The 18,817-nt window shown below is 33.4% G+C and carries 16 protein-coding genes; all 16 read right to left on the bottom strand.

Annotated elements, in window-relative coordinates:
• Positions 1–46: 46 nt before the first annotated feature.
• A complete protein-coding gene (locus KEC93_RS10215) occupies positions 47–478 on the bottom strand; it encodes an MOSC domain-containing protein (RefSeq protein ID WP_077844813.1) in 432 nt (143 codons plus the stop codon).
• Positions 478–957 carry a cyclic pyranopterin monophosphate synthase MoaC gene (gene moaC / locus KEC93_RS10210; RefSeq protein WP_065417303.1) on the bottom strand — a complete coding sequence of 160 codons (480 nt, stop codon included), beginning with the start codon at positions 955–957 and terminating at the stop codon, positions 478–480. The genes KEC93_RS10215 and moaC overlap by 1 nt, the downstream gene beginning before the upstream one ends.
• A gap of 78 nt (positions 958–1,035) precedes the next feature.
• Entirely contained in the window at positions 1,036–2,010 is a 975-nt protein-coding gene (gene moaA, locus KEC93_RS10205) for a GTP 3',8-cyclase MoaA (RefSeq protein WP_077868583.1), read from the bottom strand.
• Positions 2,011–2,178: 168 nt separating this feature from the next.
• Positions 2,179–3,198 (bottom strand): molybdopterin-binding protein, encoded by a 1,020-nt coding sequence (locus tag KEC93_RS10200; RefSeq protein WP_077868582.1) that lies wholly within the window; start codon positions 3,196–3,198, stop codon positions 2,179–2,181.
• Positions 3,199–3,510: 312 nt separating this feature from the next.
• Positions 3,511–4,440, bottom strand: coding sequence for an NTP transferase domain-containing protein (locus tag KEC93_RS10195; RefSeq protein ID WP_077868581.1), 930 nt, complete (start codon positions 4,438–4,440; stop codon positions 3,511–3,513).
• A gap of 574 nt (positions 4,441–5,014) precedes the next feature.
• On the bottom strand, positions 5,015–5,833 hold the full coding sequence (locus tag KEC93_RS10190) for an FAD binding domain-containing protein (protein ID WP_077868580.1): 819 nt from the start codon (positions 5,831–5,833) through the stop codon (positions 5,015–5,017).
• Positions 5,827–6,294, bottom strand: coding sequence for a (2Fe-2S)-binding protein (locus KEC93_RS10185; RefSeq protein WP_077868579.1), 468 nt, complete (start codon positions 6,292–6,294; stop codon positions 5,827–5,829). Before KEC93_RS10185 ends, KEC93_RS10190 begins: the two co-directional genes overlap by 7 nt.
• Positions 6,294–8,408 (bottom strand): xanthine dehydrogenase family protein molybdopterin-binding subunit, encoded by a 2,115-nt coding sequence (locus tag KEC93_RS10180; RefSeq protein ID WP_077868578.1) that lies wholly within the window; start codon positions 8,406–8,408, stop codon positions 6,294–6,296. The genes KEC93_RS10185 and KEC93_RS10180 overlap by 1 nt, the downstream gene beginning before the upstream one ends.
• Before the next feature lie 129 nt (positions 8,409–8,537).
• Positions 8,538–9,149 carry a nucleotidyltransferase family protein gene (locus KEC93_RS10175; RefSeq protein ID WP_023976187.1) on the bottom strand — a complete coding sequence of 204 codons (612 nt, stop codon included), beginning with the start codon at positions 9,147–9,149 and terminating at the stop codon, positions 8,538–8,540.
• Positions 9,150–9,201: 52 nt separating this feature from the next.
• Entirely contained in the window at positions 9,202–11,769 is a 2,568-nt protein-coding gene (xdh, locus tag KEC93_RS10170) for a selenium-dependent xanthine dehydrogenase (RefSeq protein ID WP_077868577.1), read from the bottom strand.
• Positions 11,770–12,171: 402 nt separating this feature from the next.
• Positions 12,172–13,518 carry a nucleobase:cation symporter-2 family protein gene (locus tag KEC93_RS10165; RefSeq protein WP_017212888.1) on the bottom strand — a complete coding sequence of 449 codons (1,347 nt, stop codon included), beginning with the start codon at positions 13,516–13,518 and terminating at the stop codon, positions 12,172–12,174.
• A gap of 55 nt (positions 13,519–13,573) precedes the next feature.
• A complete protein-coding gene (locus tag KEC93_RS10160) occupies positions 13,574–14,641 on the bottom strand; it encodes an XdhC family protein (RefSeq protein ID WP_023976428.1) in 1,068 nt (355 codons plus the stop codon).
• Positions 14,642–14,721: 80 nt separating this feature from the next.
• Positions 14,722–15,099: a RidA family protein gene (locus tag KEC93_RS10155; RefSeq protein WP_039773855.1), complete on the bottom strand. Its 378-nt coding sequence runs from the start codon at positions 15,097–15,099 to the stop codon at positions 14,722–14,724.
• An 85-nt stretch (positions 15,100–15,184) separates the two neighbouring features.
• Positions 15,185–16,513, bottom strand: coding sequence for a putative aminohydrolase SsnA (gene ssnA, locus KEC93_RS10150; RefSeq protein WP_023976430.1), 1,329 nt, complete (start codon positions 16,511–16,513; stop codon positions 15,185–15,187).
• 425 nt (positions 16,514–16,938) lie between these two features.
• Complete coding sequence (gene dpaL / locus KEC93_RS10145; protein ID WP_077868576.1) at positions 16,939–18,141, bottom strand: diaminopropionate ammonia-lyase; 1,203 nt, start codon at positions 18,139–18,141, stop codon at positions 16,939–16,941.
• Between the two features lie 46 nt (positions 18,142–18,187).
• On the bottom strand, positions 18,188–18,811 hold the full coding sequence (locus tag KEC93_RS10140; protein ID WP_236887954.1) for a TetR/AcrR family transcriptional regulator: 624 nt from the start codon (positions 18,809–18,811) through the stop codon (positions 18,188–18,190).
• Between the last annotated feature and the right edge of the window lie 6 nt (positions 18,812–18,817).

Below are 18,817 nucleotides of genomic sequence, written 5' to 3'. Positions count from 1 at the left end.
AAAATAACAATTCAAAAATATAACTTGAATTGTTATTTTTCTTATTTTAAACTATTATAATATTATCTCCAGCTTTAATATACCCCTCTTCTAGTACTTTAGTAAATATTCCTTCCCTAGGCATTACACAATCTCCTACCAATTTTCTAATTTCGCAGCCCAAATGACATTCCTTTCCTATCTGAGTAACTTCTAGCATAACATCCCCAATTTTAAGCTTTGTTCCTATAGGAAGTTCATATAAAACTATTCCCTCAGTAGTAATGTTTTCAGCAAACTTTCCTGGAGTAAGTCCTTCGACTCCTGATGATTTCATTTTATCAATACTTTCAGTTCCAAGCAAACTTACCTGCCTATGCCACTCTCCTGCATGAGCATCCCCATCGAGACCATGATTAACTCTAAAAAAACCTTTTTCTATAGGATGTTTTATAACACCTTTTTTCTCACTTATATTCACTGCAATAACCTTACTCATCATAATCCCTTCCTTTCAAATATGCCTGATTTCCCTCCACTTTTTTTTACAAGCATAATATTGTTTATGACCATTTCCCTATCAATAGCCTTACACATATCATAAATAGTTAATGCTGCAGTGGATACAGCAGTAAGGGCCTCCATCTCAATGCCTGTCTTCCCTACAGTCTTAGTAGTTGCAGTTATTTCAATTTTATTGTTTTCAACGTCAATTCGAAAACTTATATCACAGCCAGATATCATTATAGGATGGCACATTGGTATTATTTGCGGAGTATTTTTAGCACCCATTATACCTCCTACCTGCGCTACTGATAATACATCCCCTTTTGAAATAGTACCTTCTTTTATTCTTTCAATGGTTTCTCTTTTCATGGAAACTGTTCCAATTGCTACTGCTTCCCGTACAGTGTCAATTTTTTCAGATACATCAACCATTCTTGCTCTTCCTTCTTCATTTATATGAGTTAGTTCCATTTTTCTTATTCTCCTATCTTATACTTCCTAAGTTTTTCATTCTATTGATGCATACTGCTATAACTTTTCCAACAGTATTTATCCTCCTATTTGAACCATGTTTTTTAATTCTATATTTTCCGTGTCACTGCTATTAAAACCATGGTGACTTGGTTTATTATATATTGCATTTTCAATAACTCTTTTTAATTGTTCTTTACTTATTCCACTACGTAGAAGAGGCTTTAATGCAACTCCCTTATTATAATGAAGACATAATTTCAGATTTCCATCAGCAGTCAATCGAATACGATTACAAGTATCACAAAATTCATTTGAAATTGCACTTATAAAGCCAATACTTCCTTTAAAATCTGATAAGTTATAATACACAGCTGGTCCATTACCATGTTTAATTTTTGAGTTCTGAAGAGTTCCAAAATTCTGTTCTATCTGCTCAAATATTTGTTCATTACAAACAGGTGAATAACTTTTCCCAAAACCAATAGGCATAAGTTCTATAAAACGTACATCGATTGGATTTTCTTTAGCAATTTTCAATATATCTATTAAATCATCACCATTTAACTGAGCTATTGGGACACAATTTATTTTTGTTTTCAATCCAAGCTCCTCTGCTTTTTTCAATCCAAACTTCACTTTATCTAAGCAGTCTCTACGAGTAATTTTATTAAAGTTTGTACTATTTAATGTATCAAGACTGATATTTACACTATCAAGACCAGCTTCTGCTAAACTATCTGCCATGTCACCAAAAAGTACGCCATTTGTGGTCATTGTTATCTCTTCAATCCCATCAATATCTTTGATTCTTCTAACTAAATTTACAATACCCTTTCGTACTAATGGTTCTCCTCCTGTAATTTTGACCTTGTGAATACCAAGCTGTGAAACAGTTTTAACTATAAGCATAATCTCCTTAAAAGTAAGTATTTCGTCATGTTCTAAGTTTTCAATTCCACATTCCGGCATACAATATACACATCTAAGATTACATCTATCTGTAACAGAAATTCTAAGGTATTCAATATTTCTACCACTACTATCTACCATTTTATTCACCTCATATCAACCAAGTTTATCACAGATAATTTTTAAATACTTATTAAAGACATTAAGCCATAGGAACACTTTCAGGTTGACCTTGCAATATTTATCTAAGATTCATATGGGATCAAATCCCACCTGAATCAAGTTTCACTTGATTAAGCTTTGTCAGTCTTATTTCCCGAAACCACAATTAGGGAATGTACAAATATCGCATGAAAGACACAACCCACCATGCCCAAGGTTTGCAATATCCTCTAAAGTTATTTTGTCATTTACCATAACTCTTGGAAGAACCAAATCAAAAATAGTACGCTTGGCATACATTACGCAGCCTGGAAGTCCAATAACTGGAAGTGCATCATTATAATATGCTAGTAAAAACATTGCACCTGGAAGCACAGGGGCACCATATGAAACAATCTTTGCGCCTGTATTTTGAATTGCAGTTGGTGTTGTATCATCAGGGTCTACACTCATTCCACCTGTACATATTATTAATTCTGCACCTTCTTTAATAAAATCCTTTATAGCTTCTGTAATTAATTTAGGATCATCACTAAGAATCTTCTGCCCTAAAACTTCAACATTATATTCTGCAAGCTTTTCTCTAATAACAGGCCCAAATGTATCTTTAATTCTTCCATAGAAAACCTCATTCCCTGTAGTTACAATCCCTGCTTTTTTGTGGATAAATGGAAGAATCTCCATTAATGGTTTATCACCTGCCAATTTAACTGCCTCGTCCATTTTCTTTTGTTCAATTACAAGAGGAATAATTCGTGTGCCTGCTAATTTATCACCTTTTTTTACAGGAAAATTACTGTGGCGTGTTGCAATCATCATTTCGCCAAGAGAATTTATTTTACGAAGCTTTTCAATATCAATTTTAAACAACCCATCTTCTGCCGCAATTAGTTCGATTTTGCCTTCCTTCACCTTAGTTGCACTCATATAGTCACTTTTACATATTTTACAGAGAATTTCTGCTGCTTCATTTTCATGAAGCATCCCCTCCTTTTTTTCCCATACATAAAGATTATCTTTACCTATTGATAATAAAACTGGAATATCTTCCTCAGTAACAATGTGTCCTTTTTTAAACGCAACATCTTTTTTTTCTCCTTTGATAATTTGTGTAATATCATGACAAATTACATTACCTACAGCTTCTGTAGTTTTAATCTTTTTCATTTTTGTTCCTCCATCATTATTTGGTAATTTTGTATAAGTATAACGAATTATAAGTAAAATTTTTTTCAAAAATTTTGTTAAATATCAAGTGAAACTTGATTCAGGTGGGGTTTGATTCCCATCTGAATCTTAGTTTAACTTATACCATCAAGGGGTACCTCGTCTAGGGTCGTGCCGCTGTTATCTCCCACTTAAGCAGAGAACCTAAATCTATGATTTAGTGTGAATCGCTTACTCATCTGACTTTAGGAAGAGGAGTTTCATATATTGTGGGAGTGTTACAGCGGCTAGACATCAGATTAATTGCAACTTCTAAAATAACCTTTCAAATTCATTCTTTGCAAACTGGTGTACATTCTGTTCAAATTGCTGATATTTTTCCAAAAATTCAGTACCTTCTTTTGTAAGATAAGTTTTTCCACCATTGCTCCCACCATGCTTTCTTTCAACTACTGCATAATCTAGTTCTTGTTCCAACTGATTTAACATACTCCATGCTTTACTATAAGATAATGCCATATGTTTGCATGCACTTCGTACAGAGTGGGTATCTTGAATCAGAATTAGAAGCAATTTTGTTCTTGAATCAAAAAACAAGTATTCTTTTTCAATGCTGATTTTAACAAAGGGATGAAGTATATGTTTATTATGTTTTATTAAAAGTTGATCTAATCGGTCAATATAATCAGTATCATATAGAATACCTTCATCTTCTACATCTATCCATTGTCTTTTAACTCCAATATTTTCAATGGCTCCTCGTAATCCCATATTCCCATTATATTTTAGAATTTTAGGAATCAATTCAGACGATATCAAAAGGGGATGCCCAGATTTTCCACGATATGCTGGTGAAAGTAATTTTTCATCATATTCTATCATCATTTGAAGCGTCTCTGGTGTAAACATAGGAATATTAACTGGGGTGAATAATAGCTGGTCGCATTTATTCTGTAAAAAATCTAGTCCTATCTTTGCAGAATCAAACTTTCGCGAGTTTTCATATTGATCATTTCGCAAAAATACAACTCCATAATCAGCTAAATGATGTTCTATTTCTTCAGCTTTATATCCAGTAATCACCACAATTGGTGAAATTCCAGCTTTTTGAAAAGTTAAAACAATTCTTTTTACTACAGTAATGGAGCCAATTTTCAATAATGGATTCAATCCATTTCTTTCTGATGTTTTTCCTGCGGCAACAATTATACCGCCTGTTGTTCTCTTCTCTTTACTCTTCATATCTATACCTCTTGCTCTACTTAAGCAGTATTATCTTATTCTTCAACAAAACTCAAATAGGCTTGTACATATCATTCAAACTTTAACAAATTGATTAGTATCTTATATTTTGGTTATTAGATTCCAATTTAATCCCTCAAACTAACTGGTTATATTTTACTTTTGATACAATATTATTCTACACGTTTTTATAAAATAATTAAACCCTAAAAATACATATTATGGATTATTATTATATCTGTTTAGAATATATCCCTATTTATCAATAATTTTAATAATGAGGCTTATTCAAAAAATAACGATTCCATCTGCTACGCCTATTTTCCGTCATCCTGTGTCAGCAGATTGCCCTAATAAGCCCGCTATGAGACAATCTACTTCCTTGCTTGATGAAAAATAATCATGGCATTTTGGACTTGTTATTTTCTTTCATATGCCTAAAAAGCATTCAATCCTATTGAGATTAAATGCTTATATTCTATTTAACTTTATCTTATCTCTAGCCACTAAGATTCAGACGGGAATCAAATCCCGCCTAAATAAAATTCCACTTAATGCCAGAATCTTATATAAGTTAAATTCCATTACTTTCAAGAAAATCACGTAGTAAATTCATACACACAGTTTTTCTGTATTTTGCAGATACTCTACCCCTTATTGGAACAATTTCCTTTTCATATGCTGCTAGATACTTATCCTTGAGAGCCTTAGCTTCTTCAACAGTCTTTCCTATAAGCATTGCATCAATATCTGAACGGCTTATAACAACATCACTTACTGCACCAAATGCTGTTCTACAGTTAAAGACCTTATCATCAACTATATTAATGATGCCAACGAAAGAAACTCTTGAAATTGCCAAAGCATTTCTTTCACCAACCTTCTTGTAATAGTAATTATTTAAATTATTTTTATTCATTAGAATCTCAACGAGGAGTTCATCTTTCTCAATCGCAGTATTCTTTCTTCCAAGGTAAAAGTCAGAAATAGGAATTACTCGTTCGCCTCTGTTACTTGCAAGACGTAGTTTAGAGTCAGTGGCAAAAAAAATCAGTGCACTATCAGCCTTTGGAGAACCATTGCATATATTTCCACCAACAGTACCAATATTTCGAATTGCTGGTGCTGCAATCTGTGAAACTGCTTCTTTCAGTACTGTTGGAATAAGTTTATTTTCAATAATATCAGTATAAGTACATGCTGCACCAATACGAATATATTCTTTATCTTCTACAATATTTTTCATTTCTGCTACTTTATCAAGGAATAAATATGTGGCATTTTCATCTGGTTTAATCATCAAATCAGTACCTCCAGCATAAGGTGTAGCACTTTCCTTTGCTAGGATGTCCAATGCTTCTTTTAAAGATGTTGGTTTATAACAATCTACCATAATCCTTTCCCCTCCTTTGCTGCAATGCCAATAGCCTTAACTATGGCATTATAACCAGTACATCTACAAAGATTTCCAGAAATGCCTTCGCGAATCTCTGCTTCTGTAGGATTTGGATTCTTGTTAAGGATACATTCAGATGCAAGGATCATGCCTGGAATACAAAAACCACACTGCACCGCACTAACTGATGCATATGCCTTATCAATAACTGCAAAACGTTCAGTTTCTCTAAAGCCTTCAATAGTGACAACAGTACTGCCTTCAATACTGCCCATAGCCACCATACAAGAATTAACTAACCTGCCATCAAGAATTATAGAACAAGCTCCACATTCACCTTCTTTACAACCACACTTTACGCCAGTAATACGAAATTCATTTCTAAGTACATCTAGTAAACGCTCATTTGCTTTAGAATTTGATGTAACCTCTTTGCCATTAAGAATAAATTTTATCATTATTTATCCACCTCCTGTAAAACCATCATTGTATCTTCTGTTGTGAATGGAACTTTATTTAAATCTCCACCAATAGCATTTTCCATAGCTTCAACATAAGCTGGAGCTGCACCTACGAGAGGTAACTCACCTGCACCCTTTGCTCCATATGGACCATGTGTATATGGATTATTGATTATTTCAGTAACTAAATTTGGTACATCTACTGCTGTAGGAATAATGTAATCACTAAAACTATTATTTCTAATCACACCTTTATCGTTGTAATCCATCTGTTCCATAGATGCATATCCAATCCCTTGAAGGAATCCGCCCTGCATCTGTCCTTGTATAATATTCATGTCAATAGGAACACCAACATCAAAGCTTCCCCATGCTCCTAGTATCTTTGTAGTGGCAGTAAATGTATCTACTTCCACTTCAATAGCATTTACTCCCCAAGAATAAGTTGGATATGCATCTCCCTTAAATTCATCAAGACTAAATGGAATCACAAAATCAGGTTCAACGAAATGTTCTTCTATAACTTGAACTTCTCCTGATTTCCATTCTTTTTTAAGTCTCTCTGCTGCGCGCCTTAATAATTCTCCAACTGTCATAAGCGAACGACTTGCAACAGTTGGGCCTGAATCAGGAACAAGATCTGTGTCTGGATTATTGATAAATACTTGTTCATAGGAAATACCAAGAGTATCCGCAACAATTTTAGAGAAAGTAGTTTTAAGACCTTGACCTATATCTGAATTACTTGCAAGAATATCTACAGTATCATCCGAATTTTTCCTTATTTTTGCAATTGCTTTAATGAAATCACGTTCTCCACTGCCAGTAAAACCACATCCATGGAAAAATAAAGACATTCCAATACCTTTACGATATCTACCATTCTGAATCTTATACTGGTCTCGTTTTGCACGGTAATTGCAAAGTTTATCAATCTGTTCAATCATTTCAGGTAGAGGTACATGGAAATGATATTTGCCACTAGTAGACGTAGAATCACCTTGTTTAACAATATATTCTTCCTTAAGCTTAAGGGAATCAACACCCATTTCTTTTGCAATATGATCCATAATCATTTCTACTGCAAAGAACGTCTGTGGTGCACCAAATCCACGGTATGCGCCACAAGGTACAGTATTGGTCTTAACAGCACGTCCCACAACACGGAGATTATCTACACGGTATACGCCGTTTGCACAAATTAAGCCACGCTGTAAAACAACTGGAGAAAGTGTAGTATATGCACCACTATTAAATAAAACATCAATGTCCATGCCAGTAATCTTACTGTTCTTAATAGCTACCTTATAGGTAGATATAGATGGATGACGTTTTGAAGTAAACTCCATGTCTTCTCTTCTATCAAATATAACCTTAACAGGTCTATTAGCCTTTTTAGCAGCAACTGCAACCTGGCAGGCAAGTATTGAAGGAAATGCTTCTTTTCCTCCAAATCCTCCACCAGTAACATCTTGAATTATTTGTATATCCTTTGCATCATAACCCAATGCTTTTGAAACTGCTCCATAGACATAATATGGACATTGCATAGAACCTCGTACAGTCATTCTTCCATCATGGGGATAAGCAATCATTCCCTGAGTTTCAAGGTAAGCTTGTTCTTGATATCCAGTCTGAAATGTTTCTATGAAAACACGATCAGCTTCTTTTAACGTCTTATCTATATCCCCTTTTGCATAGTTGTAATGGAAAAAAACTGTATCAGACTTACGCATATCCAAAATAGGAACTTCTTCTTCGTATGCTACAATAATCTCATTTAAAATTCTTTCAACTTCTTTAAACTCAGGTCCAACAACCATTAAAATCGGTTCCCCAACATACTCTACAGTATCTTCAGCATAAACCGGAGTATCATCCTCAACAATATGGACACGGTTTACACCTGTTACATCTTTCTTATCAACAACAAAATAACCTTCCGGTAATTTAGGAATCGAAATATTGGTAATTCGTGCTTTTGCCTTTGCTGAATGCAGTAGTTTACCATAAAGCATACCATCCATTACATGATCATCCACGAAAAGAGCACTACCCCTTATTTTAGATTCATGATCCTTTTTCTTTACAGATTCACTTATTTTTTCCATGCATAGCGCCTCCCATATATCTACTAATTATTTTTTGCAAAATTTCAAAGTCTTTAACTTTATGTTATCTTACAAAAATATTTGCAATGTATTTCCTTACTTAAAATCCAATTTTAATATATTAAAATCTCAATTCTTTTCATCCATATAATGTACCAACCTATTGTAATCTTCCTTTGTATCTGCATCTATCGTACACCCAAAATCCTCAACAGGAACTGTTACTATTTGGTCTTCAAGCTGATTCCATAATTCTCTAAGACCCCCATCTCCGTGAAAATTAATAATAAAATCTATGCATTTCCAAGAAATCAAAGGTGGATGTTTTCGTTGTCCATTAATAGTAGGAAAAGCCACCATAGCACCTGTTCTGCTTATTGAATCTTTCACCATAAGGAAAGTTTTTGTTTCAATTGCTGGCATATCTCCTGGAAGAAGATAAAAGGCATCACAGTTATCCAATGCTAGTACTCCAAGCTTAACAGAAGCAAGCATATCCGTTTCAGCATATTTTTCATTGTATATAAATGTTAATTGTGAACAATCATATTTATTACGTAGTAAAGTCTCAACTTCTTCAGCATTAAATCCCAAAACTACAGCGATTTGATTCACTCCAGCATTAAGCATACTATCAATACTGTATTCAATTATAGTTTTTTCTTTCAATTTCAGGAGTGGTTTAAATGCCTTCATACGGCTAGATAAACCAGCAGCCACTATAATGCCATTAGTTTTCATCTAAGAATCTTCCTTTCTTAAAAACAAAAGAATAAATACTTCCTTTTATATATTATTTATTCTTTTGTTTTTTATAAAATGTATCTTTTAGTGGCAACTGAGCACGGAATTTTCCGTCTAATCTATAGTAAGCAAGGGAACAAGCTGGAGCTGTTGGAATCAAGCATAGTTCTCCACAACCTTTGGCACCATAGGTCTCTGGAATTTTATTTTTGCTCTGCACAAGAATAACTTCAAGCTCAGGGGCCTCAGTCGCTCTCATAAGTCCTAGCGCGCCTAGTTTTGTTTTAGGATAACTTCCTTCAATTTTAAATTCTTCTGTCAAAGCATAACCTAATCCCATAACCATACCACCTTCAATCTGCCCTTCAACAGACTGAATATTAACAGGTGTTCCAACATCATATGCTGCAACTACTTTTTCAACTTTTCCTTCTTCATTTAAGATAACAACTTGAGCTCCATAGCTATAGCTTACATGACTAATTGGATTTTCTTTTATAGATCCCATTGGGTCTGTCTTTGCAGAATACTCTCCATAAAATTCTCTGCCTTCTAAATCATCAAGCCCTAAGCCTTTATCTAATTCTGCTTTCAATTTTTCAGATGCTCGTCTTACAGCCTCTCCAGTTACTACAGTTTGTCTAGAAGCTGTACTAGTTCCTGAGTTAGGTGTACGAATAGTATCTGGTCTTTCGTGTATAATAAGAACCGGATCTAACCCAGTTGTCTCACATAATACAGTAGTGCACATTGTTGCAATCCCTTGCCCCATACATGCTGCAGAAGTTCGAATATGAACTTTTCCATCTTCAATTGATAAAATACAACGCCCAATGTCTTTATTTCCTACACCAGTTCCGCTATTTTTGAATCCAATGGCAATACCCGCATATGGATTTGATTCATATACATCCTTAACGGCTTCCAAACACTCTGCCATAGCAACACTTTCATCTGCTATCTGACCATTTGGCAAAACCTCCCCAGGACGAATTGCATTACGATAACGAATTTCCCATGGTGAAATTCCGACCATTTCAGCAAGTAGATTAATGTTATTTTCAGTAGCAAAACAACTTTGTATTACACCAAAGCCTCTAAATGCGCCAGATACAACATTGTTTGTGTAAACTGACATTCCTAAGATATCAATATTCTGATAATTATATGGTCCAGGTGCGTGAGTACATGCTCTTTGTAATACAGGCCCACCAAGAGATGCATACGCGCCTGTATCGGCAATAATAACACCTTTCATAGCTGTCAAGTAACCATTTTCATCGCAAGCTGTTGTAAACTCCATTTCCATTGGATGACGTTTAGTATGATAATCCAGACTTTCCTGTCTCGAGAATTTTACTTTACATGGTTTTTTCGTATACCATGCCATTAATGCTGCATGATGCTGAACGCTCATATCTTCTTTACCACCAAATCCGCCTCCAACAAGTTGTGCATGACAATGTACCTTTTCTATTGGAATTTTAAGCATATTTGAAATCTCACGTTGCTCATCATAAACAGATTGAGAACCTGAATACAACAATATGCCATCTTCTCCTTCAGGCATTGCGATTGCACATTCTGGCTCCATAAATCCATGTTCCTGAAATGGTGTCTTATATTTTCTTGTTACAACATATTTAGAATTTTTAATTGCTTCATTAGCATTACCCCGTTTTAGAATATCACGGCTCATAATATTTCCATCAGAATGGATTAGAGGTGCATCTGCCTTTAAAGCATCTGTCGGACAAGTAATGGGTTCCAATTCAGTATAGTCAATTTCAACTAATTGACATACTTCATCAAGTTTGTCTTTATGGTAAGTTGCTACTAATGCCAATGCATCTCCTACATATCTAGTTGTATCTCCTTCAGCAATCATTACATCCCAGTCCTGCTTTATATGCCCAATTTTATTGTTTGGAACATCTTTTGCAAGTAAGACTTTCGCGCAGTCAGGATGCGCTTCTGCTTTCTTTATATCAATTTTATTTATAATAGCTCTTGGATATTTTGTACGTACTGCTTTTACATATAACATTCCAGGTATTTCAATATCATCTACGAAAATACCTGTCCCATTTATTTTTTCAGCTGCATCAACACGTTTAAATTTCTGTGCCATTTTTAATTCAGTAGGAGCAGTTGGAATTTTAAGATTGTCCCTAAAATATTCTGCTGCCATTAAAATAGCTTCTTCAATTTTCTTATAGCCTGTACATCTACAAAGGTTTCCATTAATTGCTTTTTTCACATCTATTCTTGTTGGTTTAAGATTAATATCTAATAATGATTTTGCGGAGATTACCATTCCAGGAATGCAAAAACCACATTGAACTGCGCCTGCTTCTGCAAAACAATGTTCATAAACTTCCTTTTCTCTAGAGCTTAATCCTTCAACAGTTAAAATCTTTTTTCCTTCGAATTTTGATATCTTTTGGAGGCAAGCCTTTACCTTTTTCCCATCTACTAAAACGGTACATGCTCCACACGCCCCTTCGCTGCAACCATCTTTTACAGAAGTGATTCTCAAATCATCTCTTAAAAAAGACATTAAAGATTTATCAATTTCAGATACTTCATCTTTACCATTTATATTTAATCTAAACATAAATAACCTCCCATTTAATATCTTTTAACAGTATTTACTATAAATAGTATAAATCTGTAAATAAATTCTAGCAAATTATTTCTCAAAAGAACTTGCTAAGTATAGTTTCTAACATTTTAATATATAGATAAATAACTTGTAAATTCAACTTATTAGATGAACATATAGTTCATATCTTCATTAGAAATCAAGTACATTTTTGTGGAGCAGGCATTTGAAAATAAGCTTCTATAAGTACTTAATGGAAGCTTGTTTGCATTAGCTTTTCACAATGAAATTGGGATCAAGCTAATGTTGGTGTAAGCTTCCATTTAAATTTTTATAGTCCTAAGAAACAAAAATGTATTTGATTTTGGTAAGTTATCAAATAACTCTAAGTTGTATGCTAGATATCTGTAAGATTCATTCTGAAACCGAATTTTGCTTTATATTACTTTCAATATTCCTATTACCATGATTCAAAAATGCATTTAGAATTACGGCAGTTACTGATGCCGAAACTATACCACTACTAAAAATAGACTTGAAAAATGTTGGTGTTTGGTCAAGTAACGTAGGTACAGCAGTAATTCCAAGTCCTATACCAATAGAGCAAGCAACAATCATCATATTTGCATTATTATTAAAATCTACACTTTGAAGCATTTGAAAACCTGCGACTGCAACCATTGCAAACATTATTGTTGTAGCTCCGCCTATAACAGGCTGAGGAATAATAGTAGCTAATGCTGCAAATTTAGGAATTAATCCTAGTGAAATAAGAATAATACCAGATGCTATAACAACAAAACGGCTTTTTACTTTACTTAAAGCTAAAAGTCCTAGGTTCTGATTGAATGTTGTATATGGGAATGAATTAAAGATACCTCCTAAAAATGTTGAAATTGCTTCTGCTCTAAGTCCACGTACAATATCTTTTTCGGTGATAACCTTTTCACAGACCTTGCCAATTCCAAGAAATGTACCTGTTGATTCAATCATTACTGTTAACATAACGAATGTCATCATAATTATTGAACCAATATCAAATTGAGGTAATCCAAAATTAAAAGGATGAACAATACTTATCCATTTTGCATTTGTTACTACTGAAAAATCTACTTTTCCCATAAATGCAGCAACTATTGTTCCTAAAATAATACCATTTAAAACAGAAATTGCTTGAAAAAATCCCCTTAGAAATTTATTAGATATTAAAACAATTATCATTACAAATGATCCTAGTATAAGGTTGTCTACACTTCCAAAATCTTTAGCTCCTGAACCTCCACCAATACTAGTGACTCCTACATTTACTAAAGAAAGACCTATCATTGTAACTACTGTCCCTGTTACAACAGTAGGGAAAAACTTTAATATCTTTCCATACAATGGCGCTACTAATACAACAATAATTGCGGCTACTATTATAGAACCATACGCTGTTTGCATTCCTAAACTTTTACCAATAATAATTAGTGGACCAACTGCAGCAAATGTACAACCTAAAATTGCTGGCAGCTTAATACCAACATACGGACCTATCCCAATTGCCTGTATTAAAGTTGCAATACCGCAAGTAAATAAATCTGCAGCCACCAAAAATGCTAATTGCTCGGGTGTTAGACCTACAGCACCGCCAATTATTAATGGTACTGCAACTGCACCTGCATACATTGCTAGTACATGTTGTAATCCTAAAATAGCAAGCTGACTTACTGGTAGCATTTCATTTACTTTGTCATCTTTTTTAATATTATTTTGTGACATAATCAACCTCCTCAATAAAATTTAGTATTAATTAATGTTAAAAAATTAACTTTCCCTAAATTATTTCAATTAGCACTTCCATAGTTCCACCACATGCCATACCTTCAGATTCAGCCACATCACCGGTCATGTCAACTTGCTCTATATAAAAACCTTTTTCTCGCATAATTTCTCTTGCCTTTTGCAATACACCAGATTCACTGCATCCTCCGCCTATACTTCCGATAGTTCTGCCATCAGGATAAGTCAACATTTTAGCTCCTGCTTTTCTCGGAACTGATCCTTTAGAAGACAGTATAGTTATAAGTGCTTTAGGTTCTGATGATTTTTTAGATATATTTTCTAATATTTCTGCATCAAACTCTGGAATGGCGAAATTTTTACCAAACTTACTCATAGAACCCTTATTTTTAAAGCTTATAAGCTGTGCTACTATAGAAATAGCTATTTCATCTGGAGTGATAGCATATATATCTATACCTATTGGAGCATTAACCAATTCAAGCTTTTCTTTAGAAAAGCCCTCCTCTAATAGCTCGCTTCTCATAGCATTTACTCTGCGCCTTGAACCTATCATTCCAACATAACTAAGGTCATGATTTAAGACTTTACGCAAAACAACTCCATCATATCTATGCCCTCTTGTTATAATAACTACATAATCGGACTTCTTTAAGTTAATTAAATCAAAGGATTTCTCGAAACTTTCACAAATAACTTTTTCTGCTTCAGGAAATCGCACTGTATTAGCAAAGGAAGGTCTATCATCTATAACCGTAATAGAGAAACATGCTCTTGATGCAAATTCTGATAAAGGTTTTGCTATGTGACCGCCACCAAAAACAATTAAACGTGGTTTAGGGATGAATGGTTCAATTAAAATAGTCTCATTTTCTTCTATATTAAAAGATTCAAGTTTCCCACTTTCTAAACAACTACATATTTTTTCGTAAATATAGTCATTAAGTGAAAGAGACTTTTTTTCTATATCTTCCTTTGTTAAGATAACTTTTCTGACAATGGAACCTTGTCTTGCACTATGCAAATCAAGATAAGTTAACATTACGCACTGATTACGGTTGTTAACTTCAATTAATATTTGCTTGTATATGTCTTCAAACATTTTTTCACCTTCCACCGTAAATATTCTCTTAATAATATTCTCACCATTCTCTTATCACTTTTTATAAATCTATCGTAATATTATTCCATTGTTGCAATGACTTCTATTTCAATAACTGCGTCCATTGGTAATTTAGCAATTTGAACGCAACTTCTTGCTGGTGGATTTTCTTTAAAATATGTTCCATAAACTTCATTTACTGCTGCAAAATCATTTAAATCTTTTACAAATACAGTTGTTTTAAATACTTTCTCCATACTTGTTCCTGCTTCTTCTAATATGGCTTTACAATTTTCTAAACTTTGTTTAGTCGCTGTTTTTATTTCAGTTTCTAAAACTTTTGTTTCCGGATTTAATGGTAGTTGACCTGAAGTATATACTAATCCTTGAACTACCACTCCTTGGGAATATGGTCCTATTGCTGCTGGTGCCTTTTGAGTATTAATTATTTTTTTCATTTTTAATTCTCCTAATCTTGTTATATTTTATTTTTTTATTACACTTACTTTTAACAAAGATGTTCATTTCCAAAATATCTTTTGATTAAATTCTATCCCATAGCTTTTGACTTACTTTTCTAGCTTCATTTAATATTTCATCTTCATTAACATTAAGAAGCTTACCATTGCTAACTAAAACATTTCCATTTACTATAGTTGTATCCACAGATTTTCCCATCATTCCAAATAAGATATGTGAATTGTGATTACTTTCATTCATTGGTGTTAATGGATTGTAATCTACTATTATCACATCTCCATTAGCTCCTCTTTCAATAATTCCAAATTTTCCTGCAAAATGCCTTTCTGCAATACTCCCATTATTCTCAAATAGCATTAAAGGTACTTCACCCCAAGCTACTGATGGATCTTTTAAATTATGCTTATGAATTATATTTGCAACCTTCATGGATTCAAACATATCTTGAGTATAACCATCTGTTCCAAGTCCAACAGTTACACCTTTCTTTATAAGTTCAATGGCTGGTGATACACCTACTGCATTGCCCATATTTGATTCAGGATTATGCACTACAGACGTATTTGTATTTAAAAGTAATTCTTGCTCATTTTCATTTGCATGTACACAATGTACTGCAATTGTTTTTTCTCCTAATATATTAAAATCATTTAGTCTTTCTACTATTCTCTTGCCATACTTTTCTACACATTGCTCTTCATCTGCTAATCCTTCAGCTACATGAATATGATATCCGCAATTTAATTTTTCAGCTTCCTTTACACATTTTTTTAAGGATTCATCAGATAGTGTAAAGCTTGCGTGCATTCCAAATATTGCAGACTTCATATTATCATGCTTTTCATTGCAATAATTTATATAATCCACATTTTCTTTAATTCCCTTTTCTAAAACTTCTTCTCCATCTCTATCAGATACTTCGTAACAAAGCGAAGTTCTTATCCCAAGTTCTTCTGCTACATTTCCAATTGTAAAAAGGCTGTCTTTAACAGCATTTGGACTTGCATGATGATCAAAAAATGTTGTTACTCCAAACTTTAAACTATCCATTAATGTTGTGTAAGCACTATACTTTATATCTTCTAAAGATAAGTTTTTATCTAATCTCCACCATAAATTATTTAATATATCTAAGAAGTTTTTAGATGTTGGACCATCTAAATTCATACCTCTTGCAAAAGCGCTATATATATGTCCATGAGTATTTATAAGACCCGGCATGATAACTTTTCCTTTTGCATCTATATATTCTGCTTCCTTATATTTATCTAAGATATCACCAGTATTTCCATAGTCAATTATCTTACCATCATTTATAACTAATGCACCATTTTCAAAAAATGGATTTTCCTTGTTTTGAGTTATTAGTCTTCCATTACCTACAATTTTCATAAAAACTCCTCCATACCTTTTTATACCAGCTTTCGCCTTTTTTTATTTTGAACTCTACTTTGGTATTTATCTGATGTCTAGCCGCTGTAACACTCCCACAATATATGAAACTCCTCTTCCTAAAGTCAGATGAGTAAGCGATTCACACTAAATCATAGATTTAGGTTCTCTGCTTAAGTGGGAGATAGGTGATAGTCCAAAAGTGATGCTCCAAATCTTGTATTTGGTCAACAGAACTTTCTCTGTGAGCATCTTGTATTTGGTTACTCGAACTTATGCAAATCACATTAGTGATTGTATAACAGCGGTACAACCCTAGACGATGTACCCCCCTTGAGGATATAAGTTCAACTAATATTCAGATGGGGATCAACCCCCACCTGAATCAAGTTTCACTTGATAAAACATTCATTGTGACCCAATTATTAATATTTACCATTCCAGACTATTTCTCTATATTTCTCTGGATCTGTATCTCCTTCTGTACTAAATAAAAGCACTTTAGAATTTTCATCTAACTCTAAAGCTTCTTTTAAATCTTTATATTCATCATTAGTCATAATTTCATATAAAGCACCAGTCGTTACTGCTCCTGATTCACCTGAAATTACGCTTGTATCTCCCTTTAATGGATTTCCAAGAATCCTCATTCCTTTAGCAGCTACCCAATCAGGGCATGAAATAAATGCCTTTGAATAATTCTTTAGTATGTTAAAACCAATTGTGTTAACTTCTCCACAAGCAAGTCCAGCCATAATTGTTTGCATATCACCACCAACCGATCTTGCTTCCCCATCATTGGCTATTGCTGATTTATAGTAACAATCGGCAAGATTTGATTCTACTACTACAGTTTTTGGGCAGTCGTCTCCATATTGCGAAGCAAAGAAACCTTGAACAGCTCCTGCGAGTGAACCAACACCAGCTTGTACGAAAATGTGAGTAGGTTTTAAAACATTAAGTTCTTTTAATTGTTCACTTGCTTCTAAAGCCATTGTTCCATACCCTTGCATTATCCACGCAGGGATTTTTTCATAGCCTTCCCATGCAGTATCTTGAATAATTACGCCTTTATGTTCTTCTGCATATTTATTTGCAAGTCTTACGGCATCATCATAGTTTAGTTCTGTAATGCTAGCTTCTGCACCTTCTGCCTTTATGTTATTTAATCTTTTAATTGAAGAGCCCTTTGGCATGAAAACTACTGATTTTTGTTTCAACCTATTAGCTGTCCATGCAACTCCTCTTCCATGATTACCATCTGTTGCTGTTACAAAAGTTATATCTCCAAGCTTATCTTTAACTTCCTTACAAGTCATTTTTTCATATGGTAAATCGTCTATATCCTCACCTAACTTTTCTGCTAAATATCTCCCCATGGCAAATGAGCCGCCTAACACTTTAAATGCATTTAATCCAAATCTATAAGATTCATCCTTTAAATATATTCCTCCCAATCCAATCTTTTCAGCTAACTCTTTTAAATCTATTAATGGTGTTTCATCATATTCTAAAAAACTTTCATGAAATTTCCTTGCCTTTGATACTTCTTCTTTATTAAGAAATTTTACACTTTCTTCTTTATCAGTTTTAGGCAACGTATTTTCTTTCCATAATATTTTTTCCATTATAATTCCTCCTATTAAATTAATTCTTATCTTACTAAAAATTTAATTACTTTATGCTAAGGCAAATTAGCTTGTTATTTTTTTGAATTTGCCCAAATATCACTTCTTCTGCTAGATCAAAATATTGATCTAAATCAAATTTCCCCTCATCAATTAAATATTGCAGTGAAGCACCTAGCATTAAAGACACTGCTAAGTACGGTAACATGTCCAAATTCATCATATCTTTATCTTCGATTTGATCACCTTTATATAAAACTTCACGAATATTGTCACGCCAAATTTCAAATGTATTTTTAAATTTTAGTTTTATTTCTTCATTTACTGTTCCTTGCACCCAATAATCAATCTGGGTATAATCAAATTCCTTTTTGTTGAGAATATCATTCTTTTTTTGATCAAAAAAACCTCTGATATTTTCAACTACACTTTTATTTTCCAAATTAATATAATTCTTTCGATCATTAGAAAATTCTTCTTGTATCTTATCTAAAAGAGAAATCAATATATCATTTTTAGATGAGAAATGATAATGTAAATTTGCTTGACTCATATGCGCTTCATTGGCAATCATATGCATACGAGTACCACTAATTTTCTCTTTTGAAACCACTTTCATTGTAGCCTTTAGTATTTTTTCTTTAACGTCACCAGACATAATTAATCCCATCTTTCT

The sequence above is a fragment of the Clostridium beijerinckii genome (genome assembly GCF_018223745.1).
Lineage (GTDB): Bacteria > Bacillota > Clostridia > Clostridiales > Clostridiaceae > Clostridium > Clostridium beijerinckii.
The sequence above is the reverse complement of the archived record's forward strand: the minus strand, read 5'-3'. Positions and strand labels throughout refer to the sequence as shown.